We start from the raw sequence: 15,632 nt of genomic DNA, 5'->3' as shown, positions 1-15,632 counted from the left end.
ACCGAACTCAAGATCAACAAAAGCCGCACATGGCGGCTTTTGGTTCGCTAATGAGTAAATCATGAACTTACTCATTAGGTTAGCTATACAACAAGCTTGGGTTTTACCTAGAACAAACCTTTTGCTTGTTTAGAATAAACCCTTGAACAGAAGAACTAGGTAGTCCCATAGACGGCTGAATAGGCTGCCTTGGTCTACATCTTCAAGTGCTAGTAGTGGGTATTCAGCAACGTCTTCACCGTCTACTTGGTAGAATAGTTTACCAACTACATCGCCTTTGCTGATTGGCGCTTCTAGCTCTTTCTCAAGAACGAAGCTTGCCTTCAGGTTCTTAGCTTGACCACGAGGTAGCGTTACGAAAGTATCTTCGTCGACACCCAGTGCAACTGTGTCCTTGCTACCCATCCAGATCTTCTCTTCTACGAAGGTTTCACCGGCTGTGTGTGGTGCCACTGTTTCAAAGAAGCGGAAGCCGTAGCTAAGCAGTTTTTTGCTTTCTGTTTTACGAGCATTCGCATTCTTGGTGCCCATAACTACAGCCACTAGGCGCATTTTGCCTTCTGTCGCTGAGCTTACTAGGCTGTAACCTGCATTGCTTGTGTGGCCCGTTTTGATGCCATCAACGTTCATGCTCTTATCCCATAACAGACCGTTACGGTTGTATTGGGTGATGCCGTTGTATGTGAATTTCTTCTCTGAGTAGATACGGTACTCGTCTGGTACGTCGTGAATCAGCGCCTGACCAAGTAGCGCCATATCGTAAGGCGTTGAGTATAGGTTCGGGTTGTCTAGACCGTGCACGTTAGCAAAGTGCGTGTCTTTCATGCCGATAGAGCTTGCCCAAGCGTTCATTAGGTCAACGAATGCATCTTCAGAGCCAGCGATGTGTTCAGCCATAGCAACACATGCGTCGTTACCTGATTGAATGATGATACCGCGGTTTAATTCTTCAACTTTAACCGTAGTGCCCACTTCAACGAACATCTTAGATGAATCTGGGAAGTTTTTAGCCCAAGCATTTTCACTGATTACAACATCGTCGTTTAGGTTGATGTTGCCACGGTCGAGCTCTTGGCCGATCACGTAGCTCGTCATCATCTTGGTTAAACTTGCTGGAGAAAGCTGAGTATTCATCTCTTTCTCTGCTAGTACTTTGCCTGAATGGTAATCCATCAGAACAAAACCTTTAGCGGCGATTTGAGGTGCATCAGGAACAACAATAGGAGCGGCGAATGACGATGTAGCTATCGTTGCAGAAAGAGCAACAGAAGTAGCAAAAATCGATTTAACAAGTTTATTAGATTTAATCATTTTGAATGCAATTATTTGGTGAACTATTCATATATTAACAGAATCACTCTGTCACACCAGAGCGCTGATTACCAGAAGTAACTGTTAGATTAATTAGCGAGTTAGGGTGTGTTTTTTTATATAAGCTGACGGGTAACCCATTAGCTTAACTTGTTCTAATTTCTCTTGAGTCAGAGCATAGTCATGAAATGGCCCAATCATCAGACGGTAGTTGTCATCATTTGGCTGCAAGAACGTTGCTACTTCTAGCTTTTCGGCTAGATCTTTCGCTAACTTCTCTGTTCTATCTTCATGTGGAGATGTTGCGACTTGAATAATAAATTGCGGTAAAGCAGCCTTTTTATTTGCGTCGGTTGGCATAGCCACAGTAATGACTTCAATCTCAACATTTGCCGTGCCGGTTCTCAACACATCGAGCTTGTAAGCTGCCGCATAACTAAGGTCAATGATTCGGCCTTCATGGAATGGGCCGCGGTCATTGATACGAACAATCGTCGTTTTGTTATTGTCGGTATTCGTCACTTTTACATAGCTTGGAATTGGCAATGTTTTGTGCGCCGCAGACATCGAATACATGTCATAGATCTCGCCGTTAGACGTTAAGTGACCATGAAATTTCTTACCGTACCAAGAGGCTTTGCCTTTCTCAGTAAACCCTTCGGTCTTCTTTACGATCTTGTAGTCTTCGCCACGTAAAGTGTAATCCGTGTTACCACCTAAACTATAAGGTTCATACTGAGGGTGAGCATCCTCGAGATGCTCTACTGAGATAGGTGCGTCTGGTGCAATATCTGAATCAATATCGTAGCGGCCTGTTGGCTGCTTTGAAGAACAACCATTGATTAAAATCGCTAGCCCTAAGATAGAGGCTATTTTTTTGATTGGCAGCTCATCAACCAAGGATGCTTTTTTTGGAAACGTTGTAATAGACATCGATTAGGTCGCCTTTGAGAATGCTTTTCTGTGTGTATGGATCGACATTAAAATACCAAAACCAGCCATGAGGGTAACCATTGAAGTACCGCCATAACTGACTAGAGGAAGAGGAACACCAACCACAGGTAGAATGCCACTTACCATGCCAATGTTTACAAAAATATAAACGAAGAAGCTCAGTACAATACTGCCGCCCATCATTCGACCGAATGCGGTTTGAGCTTGGCTCGCAAGCACTAAGCCACGTCCAATAATGAACAAGTAGATAGCAAGCAAGAACAATATACCAATCATGCCCCACTCTTCGGCAATGACCGCAAAAATGAAGTCGGTATGACGCTCTGGAATAAACTCTAGTTGAGATTGAGTGCCTTGCAGCCAACCTTTTCCTGAAATACCACCAGAGCCTATCGCAATCTTACTTTGAATGATGTGGTAACCCGCACCTAATGGATCTGATTCAGGATCAAAGAGGGTTCTTACACGTACCTTTTGATATTCACGCATCAAGAAGAACCATAAGATTGGAATAAATGCCCCTAACGCGATTGCGGCGCTAGCAATGATTTTCCAACTGATTCCTGCCAGGAATATCACGAAGATACCTGATGCGGCGATAAGGATAGATGTACCTAGGTCAGGCTGCTTTGCGATTAGAATCGTCGGTACAAACACCATCACTAGCGAGATCGCTAATGTTTGGAATGTTGGTGGAAGTGAGCGCTTACCGATAAATCGTGCCAGCATCAAAGGCACCGCGAGCTTTAATAGCTCTGACGGTTGGAATCGAACAAAGCCGAAGTTTAACCAACGCTGGGCGCCTTTAGAGGCTTCACCAAAGAACAACACGCCCAATAGCAAGATGACACCACCTACAAATAGCAGTGGTGCCAAGGTTTCATAAGTACGAGGTGAGATTTGCGCTAGGAAGATCATCACACCTAAAGACAGAGCCATGCGCATCGCCTGGCGGTCCATCATCGCAAGGCTTTGTCCGCTTGCGCTGTACATGATCAGCAGGGCAAAGCCCATTAAAACCAGAATGCCAAGCAAAAGCGGCAGGTCGATATGCAGCCTTTCGAATAGGGCTCTATTTCGTCCAGTTGAAGGATCAAGTTTCATTATTTAATTGGCTCACTTTGATAATCTTCTGCAAGGATAATATGGTCTAAAATCCTTCTTACTACTGGGCCGCCGTTAGAAGAACCGCCACCTGCGTTCTCTAGAACGATAGTCACGACGGCTTCAGGATCTTCAAAAGGCGCGTAACCCGTAAAGAGGGCGTGATCGCGTAAGTGCTCTGCGATTTCATCCGCGTTGTACTCTTCATCTTCTTTTAAGCCGAATACCTGCGCGGTACCCGATTTACCAGCGGTTTGGTAAGACATTTTCTGGAATGAACGTCTTGCCGTGCCTTTTTTACCGTGGTTAGCCAGCCTCATACCTTCCTGAGCGATATCCCAATACTTCTTCTTAACCCCGGTTAGCGGTGGGTAAGTTTCAATGTCCGACATGATTTGTTCATCGAATGGACGACCGTTATCAATGGTTGAACGAAGTAGGTGAGGTGCGGTTACTTCACCTTCATTGACCAAAACTGATGTGGCTTTTGCAATCTGCATGGGTGTTGCAGTCCAGTAGCCCTGTCCAATACCAACTGGAATAGTATCACCTTGATACCAAGGCACACGGTGTCTGGCCATCTTCCAATCACGAGTTGGCATATTGGCTTTGCTTTCTTCGTAGATATCGATGCCAGTATAATCACCAAAGCCGAACATCATCATCCATTTGGATATGCGATCAATGCCGAGATCATAAGCAATTTGGTAAAAGAAGGTATCCACCGACTCTTCAATCGCTTTTTCTATATCCACGACACCGTGTCCCCAACGCAACCAGTCACGGAATGGTCTCGTTTTTGAGTTTGGTATCTTCCAATAGCCTGGGTCATTGCGCGTAGTGTTTGGTGTAATAACACCTTCTTGCAGAGCAGCAACAGCAATGAAGGGTTTGATCGTCGATGCTGGTGGGTAAATCCCTAGCGTGGCACGGTTAACCAAAGGGCGGTTTTTGTCTTGAAGTAGCGCGTTATAGCCTTTAGACGAGATACCATGCACGAATGCGTTTGGGTCGTAGCTTGGGCTCGATACCATGGCTAACACGCCATTGTCTTTCGGATCGAGAACGATAGCTGAACCACGGCGGCCATCAAGTAACTTATGTACGTATAGCTGTAGCTTGATATCCAAGTTAAGTACGATATCTTTGCCTGGAACCGAAGGGACAAATTTGAGGGTACGAATCACTCGTCCACGACTGTTAACTTCGACTTCTTGGTAGCCAGCTGTACCGTGCAACATATCTTCGTAATAACGCTCAATACCCAACTTACCGATATCACGTGTAGCTTGGTAATTGGCGTCTTTTTCTTCTCGCATCAAGCGCTGCATATCACGGTCATTGATGCGCGATACATAGCCTATTACGTGAGTGAGCACATCACCGTAAGGGTAGAAACGCTTCAAAGTTCCCGTAACTTCAACACCTGGGAATTTGTGTTGGTTTACAGAGAAGACGGCAACTTGTTCTTCAGACAGTTGATTAAGAATAGGTACTGATTTAAAGCGTCGTGAATTACGACGATCACGATTAAAGCGCTCGATACGCTCTGGCGGGATCTCAATTAATGCTTGCAGACGAGCAAGCGTGTCATCCATATCTTTAATTTTTTCGGGTATGATTTCTAGATTGAAAACAGGACGGTTTTCGGCAAGAAGTATACCGTTGCGATCGTAAATCAAACCACGGTTAGGGGCGATCGGAACGACCTTGATACGGTTGTCGTTAGAACGAGTTTTATAGTCTTGGTATTGATTGACCTGAATGTTGTACAGGTTAACAACCAACATCGACATCATGACTATGATCCCCGCAAACGCAACAAAAGCACGGCTAGTAAATAGTCGTGCTTCTGCTTTGTAATCGCGGATTTGGCTACGTTTACGTAACATTAACGCTTATTCTCGATGATAAGGGTGGTTAGCAGTGATGCTCCAAGCTCGATACAAGCTTTCAGCCATGATAACGCGTACTAATGGGTGAGGGAGAGTAAGCGCAGACAGAGACCAACTTTGGTCTGCGGCCGCTTTACATGCAGGTGCTAATCCTTCAGGCCCGCCAATTAGGATAGATACGTCACGTCCATCCAGCTTCCAACTTTCTAATTGCTCAGCAAGTTGAGGTGTATCCCACTTTCTACCTGGGATATCAAGCGTGACAATGCGGTTGCCTTTTGGAACCGCTGCCAACATCGCTTCGCCTTCTTTTTGAAGAATGCGTGCAATATCCGCATTTTTACCGCGCTTTCCCGCAGTAATTTCAATGAGCTCTAATGGCATATCATGAGGGAAGCGGCGTTTATATTCTTTAAAGCCTTCTTCAACCCACTTTGGCATTTTTGTGCCAACTGCGATTAACTGGATCTTCAAAGCTTAGCCCCAAAGTTTTTCTAGTTGGTACAGCTCACGATGCTCTTCTTGCATAACGTGAAGCATGCTTGTGCCCATATCTAGAACAACCCATTCACCTTCTTGCTGACCGTCCATACCTAGAGGTTGCATACCCGCTTTACGCACTTCATCAGCAACATGCTGTGCAATAGAGGCAACATGGCGTTTAGAGGTGCCAGTACAAACAATCATGTAATCAGTAACGCTTGATTTGCCTTCTACATCGATAGTTACAATCGATTCTGCTTTCATGTCGTCGGCTTTGTCTGCAAGAAAATCTTTTAGTTCTTCACGTAACACTGGGTGTTCCTTTAATCTGAATTTAGCTTTGTTTAGGGCTTGTTGACCCTAGAATATAACACGCTTTTATGCGTGGAATGGTATTGAAGCTGAAGGGATACAAAACTCTACGCTTAACTGATGAATTAGTGGCCAAGGCGACTGCTCATATTGAGTTTTTGTCATCAATTCAGCTTGAGTGAGCAACGCGAACAAAGAGTGTAATTGAGAAATCGAAACTCTTGTTAGCGCGGCGTTATAAAGAGGCTTTTTAGATTGCCAGATACGGTGTTTTTCGAAGACCTGACCAATCGGCATCTGTTTCATTTGTTGCTGCATTTGTAATAGCAGAGCAAGCTCTCGTTGTATGCTACGTAATAAAATGACGGGTTCGACACCTTCAGCTTCTAGCTGACGCAGGATTCGTTGTGCTCGGTTACCTTTGCCTGCCAATAACGCATCACTCCAATGGAATGGAGTAAAATGGTTGTGTCGACTCAGCGATTCTTCTAAGCGTACTAACGTGAGTTTTCCATCTGGGTATTGGAGAGCCAGTTTTTCTAGGCTTTGGGTGAGAGCAAATAGATTACCCTCATGCCATTGCGCCAGCATTTGAATCGCTTCAGGGTCTGGCGTTAAACCGATTTGACGGCAACGCGCTTGGACAAACTGAGGTAACCGACTGACATCTGGCGTTAGGCAACTGACCCAGTGACCCTGATTCGAAAGAGCCTTAAACCACTTAGCGCTTTCTTGAGCTTTGGTGAGCTTAGTGCCCACCAAGATTAACAAGATATCACTGTGGATATGCTCGGAGATTGCGAGTAGCTCTTTCGCTATTGCGGCATTGACGCCTGACTCTGGCAGTTCAAGCTCGATGACCTGACGGCTAGAGAATAGGCTCAGTGCTTGAGTGCAGTCGTAGACTTGATTCCAGTCGAGACTGCTATCAATCGCAAAGCGGTGACGTTCTTCAAAGCCTTGCTGTTTTGCAGCCTTTTGAATCGCTTCTCGGCTCTCTTGCAACAGTAGCGGTTCGTTACCAAAAATTAGGTAAACATTACTCAACTGTTTAATAAGTTGCTCTGATAAGCGGTCAGCAAAAATACGCATCAAATAAACCTATTACTCAGCCGAATCGCTAAGTGTTGGTTGTTCTTCTGAAGCTGGTACGATCTCAACATTCTTGATGTTGTATTGCTTTTCGAGTTCTTTCACTTGAACGTGCTCTAGTGCATCTAGGTCCATGCTATCAGCTGCAATGTTCGCTTTTAGTCGAGCCATCTGACGAAGGATTTGGCTTGTTGCCAACTTACGCATCTCATCTTCGATCATGTCTCGTTCAACCGACTTCGCAAGTGCAGTTAGCGGGTTATCTAGGTAACTACGGGTTACGCTGGTTGAGAACGTCTTTGAGCCTAGATCCGGGACAGTTACGCGGTATGAAGCGCGGAATGTCAGTTCTTTCTCTGCTGCACGAGTGTTTTGGTATAGAGACAGAGTTCGCTCACCTACGCTCTCACTAATAATATGCAGGTTAGGTGTATTCTCAGCCGGTAGCACAATTTCTACATCATTCATACGCAGTTGACCTTTCATCATACGTGTAAACGTACTGTATTGGTCGTAACTGGTTACGGAGATCTTGTTGAGTTCTTCTGGTACGGAGTAATCACCACGTAGGTGGAAACCACACGCACTTAATAGGCTGACGGTTAAAACAACAACAGTAACTTTCAATGAAGATAGTGAAATCAGGCGCATTATTTGATGGCTCTCATGAAGGTAGAATACTTATTTAAAGGCTTTAGTTCGTTTGAGTGGTTAGGCTCAAGTCTAAAGCGCTTAAATAAGTAGACAGGGCAATTAGCTACCCTGTCTACAGACTGCTTTTGATGAATTAAGTTCGTTAATTCTTTAGCAATTGCATTGTGCTAACGAAATTAGTTAGCAACGATGTTTAGAAGCTTACCTGGTACGAAGATAACTTTACGGATAGTTAAGCCATCTAGGAACTTCTTAGCGTTCTCATCGTTTAGACCAAGCTCACGAACTTGCTCTTCTGTTGCATCAGCAGCAACGGTTAGTTTCGCACGTAGCTTACCGTTGATCATAACAACGATAGTTTTCTCGTCTTCAACTAGCGCTTTCTCATCGAAAGTTGGCCATGTTGCTGAGTCTACGTTTGATTCACCCAGTGCAATCCACATTTCGTAAGAGATGTGTGGCGTCATTGGGTAAAGCATGCGAACAACAGCTTTTAGCGCTTCATCAAGGATTGCACGATCTTGTACAGACTCTTGAGGTGCTTTCGCTAGCTTGTTCATCAATTCCATGATCGCAGCGATTGCTGTGTTGAACGTTTGGCGACGGCCGATATCGTCCGTTACTTTCGCGATAGTCTTGTGGATATCACGGCGAAGTGCTTTTTGGTCACCAGACAGAGCAGAAGCATCAACAGATTCAGCAGCACCCTTAGAAGAGTGAGCGTGAACCAATTTCCAAACACGTTTAAGGAAGCGGTTAGCCCCTTCAACGCCAGACTCTTGCCACTCAAGCGTCATGTCTGCAGGTGATGCAAACATCATGAATAGACGTACTGTATCAGCGCCGTACTTGTCTACCATCTCTTGTGGGTCGATACCGTTGTTCTTAGACTTAGACATTTTGATCATGCCTGAGTGTTCAACTTCGCGGCCTTGGTTGTCGACTGCTTTTTCGATGCGACCTTTACCGTCACGTTCAACCGTTACGTCAGTCGGTGCAATCCACTCTTTGGTGCCTTTTTCGTTTTCGTGATAGAACGCGTCAGCCAGAACCATGCCTTGACATAGTAGTTGCTTGAACGGTTCATCAGACGTCACGTAGCCAGCATCACGTAGAAGCTTATGGAAGAAACGAGAGTAAAGCAGGTGCATACAAGCGTGCTCGATACCACCAACGTATTGGTCAACTGGTAGCCAGTAGTTTGCTTTCTCTGGATCTAGAATGTCGTCTGCTTGCGGTGAACAGTAACGTGCGTAGTACCAAGAAGACTCCATAAACGTATCGAACGTGTCAGTCTCACGTAGAGCGGGTTCGCCGTTGAATGTTGTTTCAGCCCAAGACTTGTCAGCCTTGATTGGGCTCGTTACGCCATCCATTACTACATCTTCAGGAAGAATGACTGGCAGTTGGTCTGCTGGTACTGGGTGAACTTCACCGTCTTCAGTGGTTACCATTGGGATTGGAGCGCCCCAGTAACGTTGACGAGATACACCCCAGTCACGTAGACGGAAGTTTACTGTCTTCTTACCTTTGCCTTCAGCTTCAAGCTTCGCAGCAATTGCATCGAATGCTTCTTGGAACGCAAGACCATCGAATTCACCAGAATCAAACAGTACACCTTTTTCAGTGTAAGCCGCTTCAGACACGTCTAGTTCAGAACCATCTTCAGGTTTGATTACTGGGATGATATCGATGCCGTACTTAGTTGCGAACTCGTAGTCACGTTGATCGTGAGCAGGAACCGCCATTACCGCACCTGTGCCGTAATCCATAAGTACGAAGTTTGCTACGTATACAGGAACAACACGACCGTTAAGAGGGTGGATAGCCGTTAGGCCAGTATCCATACCTTTCTTTTCCATCGTTGCGAGTTCAGCTTCAGCAACTTTAGTGTTACGACACTCTTCAACGAATGCAGCAAGCTCTGGGTTGTTCTTCGATGCTTTCTCTGCAAGAGGGTGACCTGCAGCGATACCAACGTAAGAAACACCCATTAGTGTATCTGGACGTGTTGTGTACACTTCTAATGGTGCTTCTTCGCCGTTAACAGCGAAAGATAGCTCAACACCTTCAGAGCGGCCGATCCAGTTGCGCTGCATGGTCTTAACCATTTCAGGCCAACCTTCAAGGTTGTCTAGATCGTCTAGTAGCTCTTGAGCGTACTCAGTGATTTTAATAAACCACTGTGGAATTTTCTTTTGCTCTACTGGAGTGTCACAACGCCAGCAACAACCGTCTTCTACTTGCTCATTTGCCAGTACTGTTTGGTCGTTTGGACACCAGTTCACTGAAGATGTCTTCTTGTAAACCAGGCCTTTTTCGTAAAGCTTAGTGAAGAACTCTTGTTCCCAACGGTAGTACTCTGGAGTACACGTTGCGAATTCACGGTTCCAGTCGTAACCAAAGCCTAGAAGCTTAAGCTGGTTCTTCATGTACTCAATGTTTTCGTAAGTCCATGGTGCAGGTGCTGTATTGTTTTTAACAGCGGCGTTTTCTGCAGGTAGGCCGAATGCATCCCAACCAATTGGCTGCATTACGTTTTTGCCTTGTAGACGTTGGAAACGAGATACCACATCACCGATGGTGTAGTTACGCACGTGACCCATGTGCAGTCGGCCACTTGGGTAAGGGAACATAGAAAGACAGTAGAATTTTTCTTTGTTTGGGTCTTCACTTACAACGAAAGTCTCGCTGTTATCCCAGTGTTGTTGAACCTTTTGTTCAATCTCTTGCGGGTTATATTGTTCTTGCATCGATGGTATCCGGTTATCTTGGAATTTGTGAGTTCGGTTAGAACAGAATCTTACAGATCGTCATAGAATACCTAAAGGAGCTGAGTACAACAATAGTTATACCCTTCATACTTGCAGTTACCGCTTAGTAGATTGTGTAATTTTCACTGAATTTCGCAGGGCAACTATACTTAAGAGTATGAATTGCATTTGTTTGTAAGCGGGAGTGCATTGCAGCGCATCCGTTTGCTCACTAAAAGGTTGGTTATCTTAAGGAGGTTGTTATGCCGAAGAAAAAAGCGCTCTATGAAGAAGTCGTCGAAGAGGTGATTGAAACGCTGAAGCATAGCCCTGAAGAGCTCAACAACAAAATCGAAACGTCGGGCAAGTTTGCGAAAGCAGCTAATGATATGACTAAAGATGAGCTTTCATTGATCTCTGCCTACGTGAAGTCGGACTTAAAAGAGTTTTCCGAAAGCTATGAAGAGAGTAAAAGCGGTCCATTCTATTTGATGATTGCGGACTCTATTTGGCAAGGGCTGTTGGATATTACTGATCGTACTAAGGTGGAATGGGTTGAACTGTTCCAAGACTTAGAACACCAAGGCTTGTATCAAGCGGGTGAAGTCATTGGCTTGGGAACCTTAGTATGTGACGAGTGTGGTCACCAAACCGAATATAACCACCCAACCAATATCATTCCATGCATTAAATGTGGTTCTAAAGGGTTTAGTCGTAAAGCCCTTAAACCGTAAGCTTCTGAACCATAGCGTATCAACGCAAAACCACAGCAATGAAAAAGGGTTGACCCGATCAGTCAACCCTCAAATCACTTTTCGTCGAATCTAGCTTTTTGGCTTTCTAATTACCCAACCAATCACCAAGCTGAGCATCGCCCAGATATACAGTGGCCAAGTACCTACTGTGTGATAAGGCGTTTGACCATCCGTTGAAATGAGTTCAGCTTTTAACACTGCCGTTTCAAACTGAGGTACTTGTTTGAGGATGTTGCCTTTGTAATCGGTAACTGCCGTCACACCATTGTTGGTCGAGCGAATAACTGGCTTACCAAGCTCCAGAGCACGCATCTGTGCGATTTCCATATGTTGCAGAGGGCCAATCGAACGACCAAACCACGCATCGTTAGAGAGCGTTAAAATAAAGTCAGTCTCGTCGGTTACGTTCTGTCTAACTTGATCATTAAAGATGATCTCGTAACACAACGCAGGCGCTAAGTGACGACCATTTGCCACGATGTTGGGTTGAACAAAGTCGCCACGGCTAAATGATGACATTGGCAAATTAAAGAAAGGTGCTAATGGGCGCAAGATATCTTCAAACGGCACAAACTCACCAAATGGTAACAGGTGGTGTTTATGGTAGCGTTCGTCTGGATCGTAGCTGTACTCACCATATGGATTCACGCCGATAGAAAGAACACTGTTGTAGTATTTCTTATCTTCAGACTGATTCAGTACACCGGTAATGATCGAGCTGTTGTTCATCTTCGCTGCGCTATCCAAGTTACGTAGGAAAGATGGGATCTCAACTTCGAATGCTGGAATAGCGGCTTCAGGCCAGATGATGATGTCCGCTCCCCAATTTTCTCTGCTTAGGTCGGTGTACTTCATCATGGTTGGCCAGCGATGACTCGGCAGCCATTTGCTGTCTTGATCGACGTTGCCTTGGATTAAGACGACTGACGTGGTTTTTTCAGGGTTCGGCGTGACCCAGTCGATGTTGCGAATACCAAAGCCTGCACTAAATACGACGGCGGGAATGAGAGCGATGCTCCAAGCTCGGTTAACAATCGCATAAGTGAATGCAGAGGCTGAAACAATGATCGCTAAAGTTACTAGATCTACGCCGCCAATCGGTGCAAATGAACCTAATGGCGAATCGATTTGGCTGTAGCCTAACCAAAGCCAAGGGAAGCCCGTCATTACCCATCCACGCAGCCAATCGCTGACTAACCACAATGCAGGAGCTGCGAGGAAAAAGCGGCTTAGGTTATTGGCAGGGAAGAATTTATTCAAACCCCAGGTAAATAGCCCTGAATAAACGGCTAGGTAGCCAACAAGCAATGCCATCAAAAATAGGTTGGCTGCCAGTGGCATGCCGCCAAAACCATCAATGCTGACGTATACCCAGCTGATACCTGTGGTGAATTGACCTAAACCCCATGCGTAGCCAATCCAAAGCGCACTTTTAGGAGAGCGGTTGTGGATCAGTAACAGCAACAAAGCTGGGCTGAGAATAGCAAGAGGCCATATAGAGTATGGAGCGAATGAAAGGGTGGTTATAGCGCCAACAAAAACGGCCGCAAGCGGCCGTAATAGGCGATGAATAAAGGTATTAGTCATCTAATTTCTGTCATCTCTTTAGAGAGAAGTTGTTATTCTTCGATAGTCGGAAGAGGCTGTTCGTCAGGAATGGTTACCTGTAGCTGAATCACACGACGGTTATCTGCTGATGTTATTTTGAAATGGTAGTTTTCGATTTCTACAATTTCGCCACGAACCGGCAGGTGGCCGAGTGCTGTCATAACCATGCCGCCTACCGTATCCACTTCGTCGTCACTAAAGGCAGTGTTAAACGTATCGTTGAACTCTTCAATAGTGGTTAAAGCTTTTACAGAGAAGGTATGCTTACTCAGCTTACGAATATCTAGCTCTTCTTCATCGTCGAACTCGTCTTCAATTTCACCAACGATTTCTTCGAGGATATCTTCAATGGTTACCAGGCCAGAAACTCCACCAAACTCATCGACAACGATAGACATGTGGTAACGCTCTTCTTGGAACTCCTTAAGCAGGCGATCAACTCGCTTACTTTCAGGAACAACCACGACAGGGCGAATCACTTGTTCGATATCAAATGGAGCACTTTCTGAACCCAAATACTTAAGTAGGTCCTTCGCTAATAGAATGCCTTCAACATGGTCTTTATCTTCACTGATCACTGGGTAGCGAGAGTGTTGAGCATCAGTAATGAGCGCAATCAATGTATCTAGATCATCTGTGCGTTCAACTGTAACCATTTGAGAGCGAGGCAGCATGATATCGCGTACTCGCATCTCTGAAATTTCCATAACACCCTCGAGCATGTCGCGTGTGTCGTGGTCAATTAGGTCATTAATTTCTGAGTCGCGGATTACATCTACGAGCTCTTGGCGATCTTTTACTTCACCTTGAAATAGTTGGCCTAGGCGTTCAAAGAAGGACTTTCTACTCGGACCTTCAGATTTTTTACTTCCCTCAGAAGTGGGGGGGTTACCTTCGTTCATGATTTCTCAAAAAATAACGCTATCAGAAGTGTGATAGCACACGTTACAACTCAGATTCCTGTGAAAATCACAGGTTCGATGAGTTATTGTTTCTCTGCAACCTACTTTACTAGAATCAATTTACTTTTCTAGAATGTAAGGGTCTTCAAACCCCATAGATTGCATGATTTCTGTCTCGAGTGACTCCATCTCTTCAGCTTCATCATCTTCGATATGATCATAACCTAGCAGATGCAGACTGCCATGTACAACCATATGAGCCCAGTGTGCTAGCAGAGGCTTACTTTGCTCTTCTGCTTCTTTTTCGACAACTTGGCGGCAGATAATGAGGTCGCCCAGTAGATCTAACTCGATCCCTGGAGGAGCCTCGAATGGAAAAGACAACACGTTAGTTGGCTTATCTTTGCCACGATATTCATGATTGAGCTGGTGACTTTCTTGTGTATCAACGATACGAACCGTCAACTCAGCGTTCTCTTGAAACTGAGGAATTGTCTTGTCCAACCAAAGCTGAATATCTTGCTCAGTTGGAAGACCTTGCTCATTTTCGACCGCTAATTGCAGGTCTAGTTCAATAGACATCTATTTATCACCTTGTTCTGCAATTACAGAGCTATTTTGTGTTGCTAATTGTGTCGTAACTACCTGCTGAGCCTCAAGAAGTTTGGCTTCACGCTCTTCACGTTTACGCTTTTCAAACTCTTTGCGCTCTTTCTGGTCTTTTGCTTCCCACTTCTCGTATGCGTTGACGATACGAGCAACTACAGGGTGACGAACGACGTCTTCAGACATGAAGAAGTTAAAGCTAATGTCGTCGACTTCATTGAGCACTTCAGTCGCATGGCGTAAGCCTGATTTTGCACCACGAGGTAAATCGATTTGCGTAATATCACCTGTGATCACAGCGCGTGAGTTAAAACCGATACGGGTTAAGAACATCTTCATCTGTTCTACCGTGGTGTTTTGGCTCTCATCAAGAATGATAAACGCATCATTCAATGTACGACCACGCATGTAAGCCAGTGGCGCAACTTCAATTACGTTACGTTCAATCAGCTTCTCAACTCGCTCAAAGCCAAGCATCTCAAACAGCGCATCGTAAAGTGGACGTAAATATGGGTCTACTTTTTGGCTTAAATCACCCGGTAGGAAACCAAGCTTCTCACCGGCTTCAACAGCAGGACGAGTCAGTAGGATTCGGCGAACCTCTTGGCGTTCAAGTGCATCAACTGCTGCAGCAACGGCTAAGTAGGTTTTACCTGTACCTGCTGGCCCAATACCAAAGGTGATGTCATGAGTCACCATGTTCATTAGGTACTGTGCTTGGTTTGGCGTTCGAGGTTTGATGACGCCTTTTTTAGTCTTAATGGTCACTTCTTTGCCGTAGTCAATTTCAGACTCGACGTGTTGCTCCAAAATGCCTGACTCGGTGATCGCCAGATGTATTTGCTCTGGTTCGATATCGATTATGTTGCCTTTAACTGGAGCCGTTTCAACATAGAGGTGTTTGATGATGTCTAAAGCAGCGGCTGTAGTGTGAGGCTTACCAACAATGGTGAAAAAGTTGCTACGGTAATTAATCTCAACGCCCAGACGACGCTCAAGATGCTTGATGTTGTCGTCAAATGGTCCGCATAAACTTGCCAAGCGCTTGTTGTCTGCTGGTTCTAGATTTATCTCTAAGGTAACGATTTTATTGCTCAAATTAGCCTCTCATTTTGTGCCACTCACTCTTAAATAAAACAAAGAGCAAAAAGCCCGATTTAGACCGGGCTTCTGATGGTGATATCCCTATTTCTAAGATGGTCA

The 15,632-nt window shown here is 45.1% G+C and carries 14 protein-coding genes; 1 reads left to right on the top strand and 13 read right to left on the bottom strand.

Translation table 11 applies throughout. The features are described from left to right. Nucleotides 1-129: 129 nt before the first annotated feature. The 9 genes from AB4209_RS00210 to leuS all read right to left on the bottom strand — a co-directional run bounded on the left by AB4209_RS00210 (nt 130) and on the right by leuS (nt 10,558). The gene (locus tag AB4209_RS00210; RefSeq protein WP_372054380.1) at nt 130-1,311 is read right to left on the bottom strand and encodes a serine hydrolase; all 1,182 of its coding nucleotides are present in this window, start codon (nt 1,309-1,311) and stop codon (nt 130-132) included. Between the two features lie 93 nt (nt 1,312-1,404). After that, nucleotides 1,405-2,244, bottom strand: coding sequence for a septal ring lytic transglycosylase RlpA family protein (locus AB4209_RS00205; protein ID WP_136974115.1), 840 nt, complete (start codon nt 2,242-2,244; stop codon nt 1,405-1,407). Nucleotides 2,245-2,247: 3 nt separating this feature from the next. Next, nucleotides 2,248-3,369: a rod shape-determining protein RodA gene (gene rodA / locus AB4209_RS00200; RefSeq protein ID WP_017062334.1), complete on the bottom strand. Its 1,122-nt coding sequence runs from the start codon at nt 3,367-3,369 to the stop codon at nt 2,248-2,250. Next, nucleotides 3,369-5,261, bottom strand: a complete 1,893-nt coding sequence (gene mrdA / locus AB4209_RS00195; protein WP_017068507.1) for a penicillin-binding protein 2 — start codon at nt 5,259-5,261, stop codon at nt 3,369-3,371. The genes rodA and mrdA overlap by 1 nt, the downstream gene beginning before the upstream one ends. Before the next feature lie 6 nt (nt 5,262-5,267). After that, on the bottom strand, nt 5,268-5,738 hold the full coding sequence (rlmH, locus tag AB4209_RS00190) for a 23S rRNA (pseudouridine(1915)-N(3))-methyltransferase RlmH (RefSeq protein WP_136978998.1): 471 nt from the start codon (nt 5,736-5,738) through the stop codon (nt 5,268-5,270). Between the two features lie 3 nt (nt 5,739-5,741). Further along, the gene (rsfS, locus tag AB4209_RS00185; RefSeq protein WP_004735247.1) at nt 5,742-6,059 is read right to left on the bottom strand and encodes a ribosome silencing factor; all 318 of its coding nucleotides are present in this window, start codon (nt 6,057-6,059) and stop codon (nt 5,742-5,744) included. Between the two features lie 66 nt (nt 6,060-6,125). Then, complete coding sequence (gene holA / locus AB4209_RS00180; protein WP_017068505.1) at nt 6,126-7,151, bottom strand: DNA polymerase III subunit delta; 1,026 nt, start codon at nt 7,149-7,151, stop codon at nt 6,126-6,128. Nucleotides 7,152-7,163: 12 nt separating this feature from the next. After that, nucleotides 7,164-7,802: an LPS assembly lipoprotein LptE gene (gene lptE, locus AB4209_RS00175; protein ID WP_102333779.1), complete on the bottom strand. Its 639-nt coding sequence runs from the start codon at nt 7,800-7,802 to the stop codon at nt 7,164-7,166. 179 nt (nt 7,803-7,981) lie between these two features. Beyond that, nucleotides 7,982-10,558, bottom strand: a complete 2,577-nt coding sequence (gene leuS / locus AB4209_RS00170) for a leucine--tRNA ligase (protein ID WP_017071282.1) — start codon at nt 10,556-10,558, stop codon at nt 7,982-7,984. 263 nt (nt 10,559-10,821) lie between these two features. On the opposite strand from leuS, the gene AB4209_RS00165 reads away from it, so the two are divergent. Beyond that, nucleotides 10,822-11,292, top strand: coding sequence for a zinc ribbon-containing protein (locus AB4209_RS00165; RefSeq protein WP_017062329.1), 471 nt, complete (start codon nt 10,822-10,824; stop codon nt 11,290-11,292). Nucleotides 11,293-11,382: 90 nt separating this feature from the next. On the opposite strand, the gene lnt is transcribed toward AB4209_RS00165, so the two are convergent. The 4 genes from lnt to AB4209_RS00145 form a co-directional block, all read right to left on the bottom strand. Further along, nucleotides 11,383-12,900, bottom strand: coding sequence for an apolipoprotein N-acyltransferase (gene lnt / locus AB4209_RS00160; protein WP_102394094.1), 1,518 nt, complete (start codon nt 12,898-12,900; stop codon nt 11,383-11,385). A gap of 32 nt (nt 12,901-12,932) precedes the next feature. Continuing rightward, complete coding sequence (corC, locus tag AB4209_RS00155) at nt 12,933-13,823, bottom strand: CNNM family magnesium/cobalt transport protein CorC (RefSeq protein WP_012603382.1); 891 nt, start codon at nt 13,821-13,823, stop codon at nt 12,933-12,935. 120 nt (nt 13,824-13,943) lie between these two features. Beyond that, on the bottom strand, nt 13,944-14,405 hold the full coding sequence (gene ybeY / locus AB4209_RS00150; RefSeq protein ID WP_012603383.1) for an rRNA maturation RNase YbeY: 462 nt from the start codon (nt 14,403-14,405) through the stop codon (nt 13,944-13,946). Continuing rightward, entirely contained in the window at nt 14,406-15,527 is a 1,122-nt protein-coding gene (locus AB4209_RS00145) for a PhoH family protein (protein WP_017064169.1), read from the bottom strand. It lies immediately after the preceding gene. Between the last annotated feature and the right edge of the window lie 105 nt (nt 15,528-15,632).

This window comes from Vibrio sp. 10N.286.48.C11 (genome assembly GCF_041469805.1).
GTDB lineage: Bacteria > Pseudomonadota > Gammaproteobacteria > Enterobacterales > Vibrionaceae > Vibrio > Vibrio crassostreae_C.
This window is presented reverse-complemented; position numbering and strand designations above follow the sequence as displayed.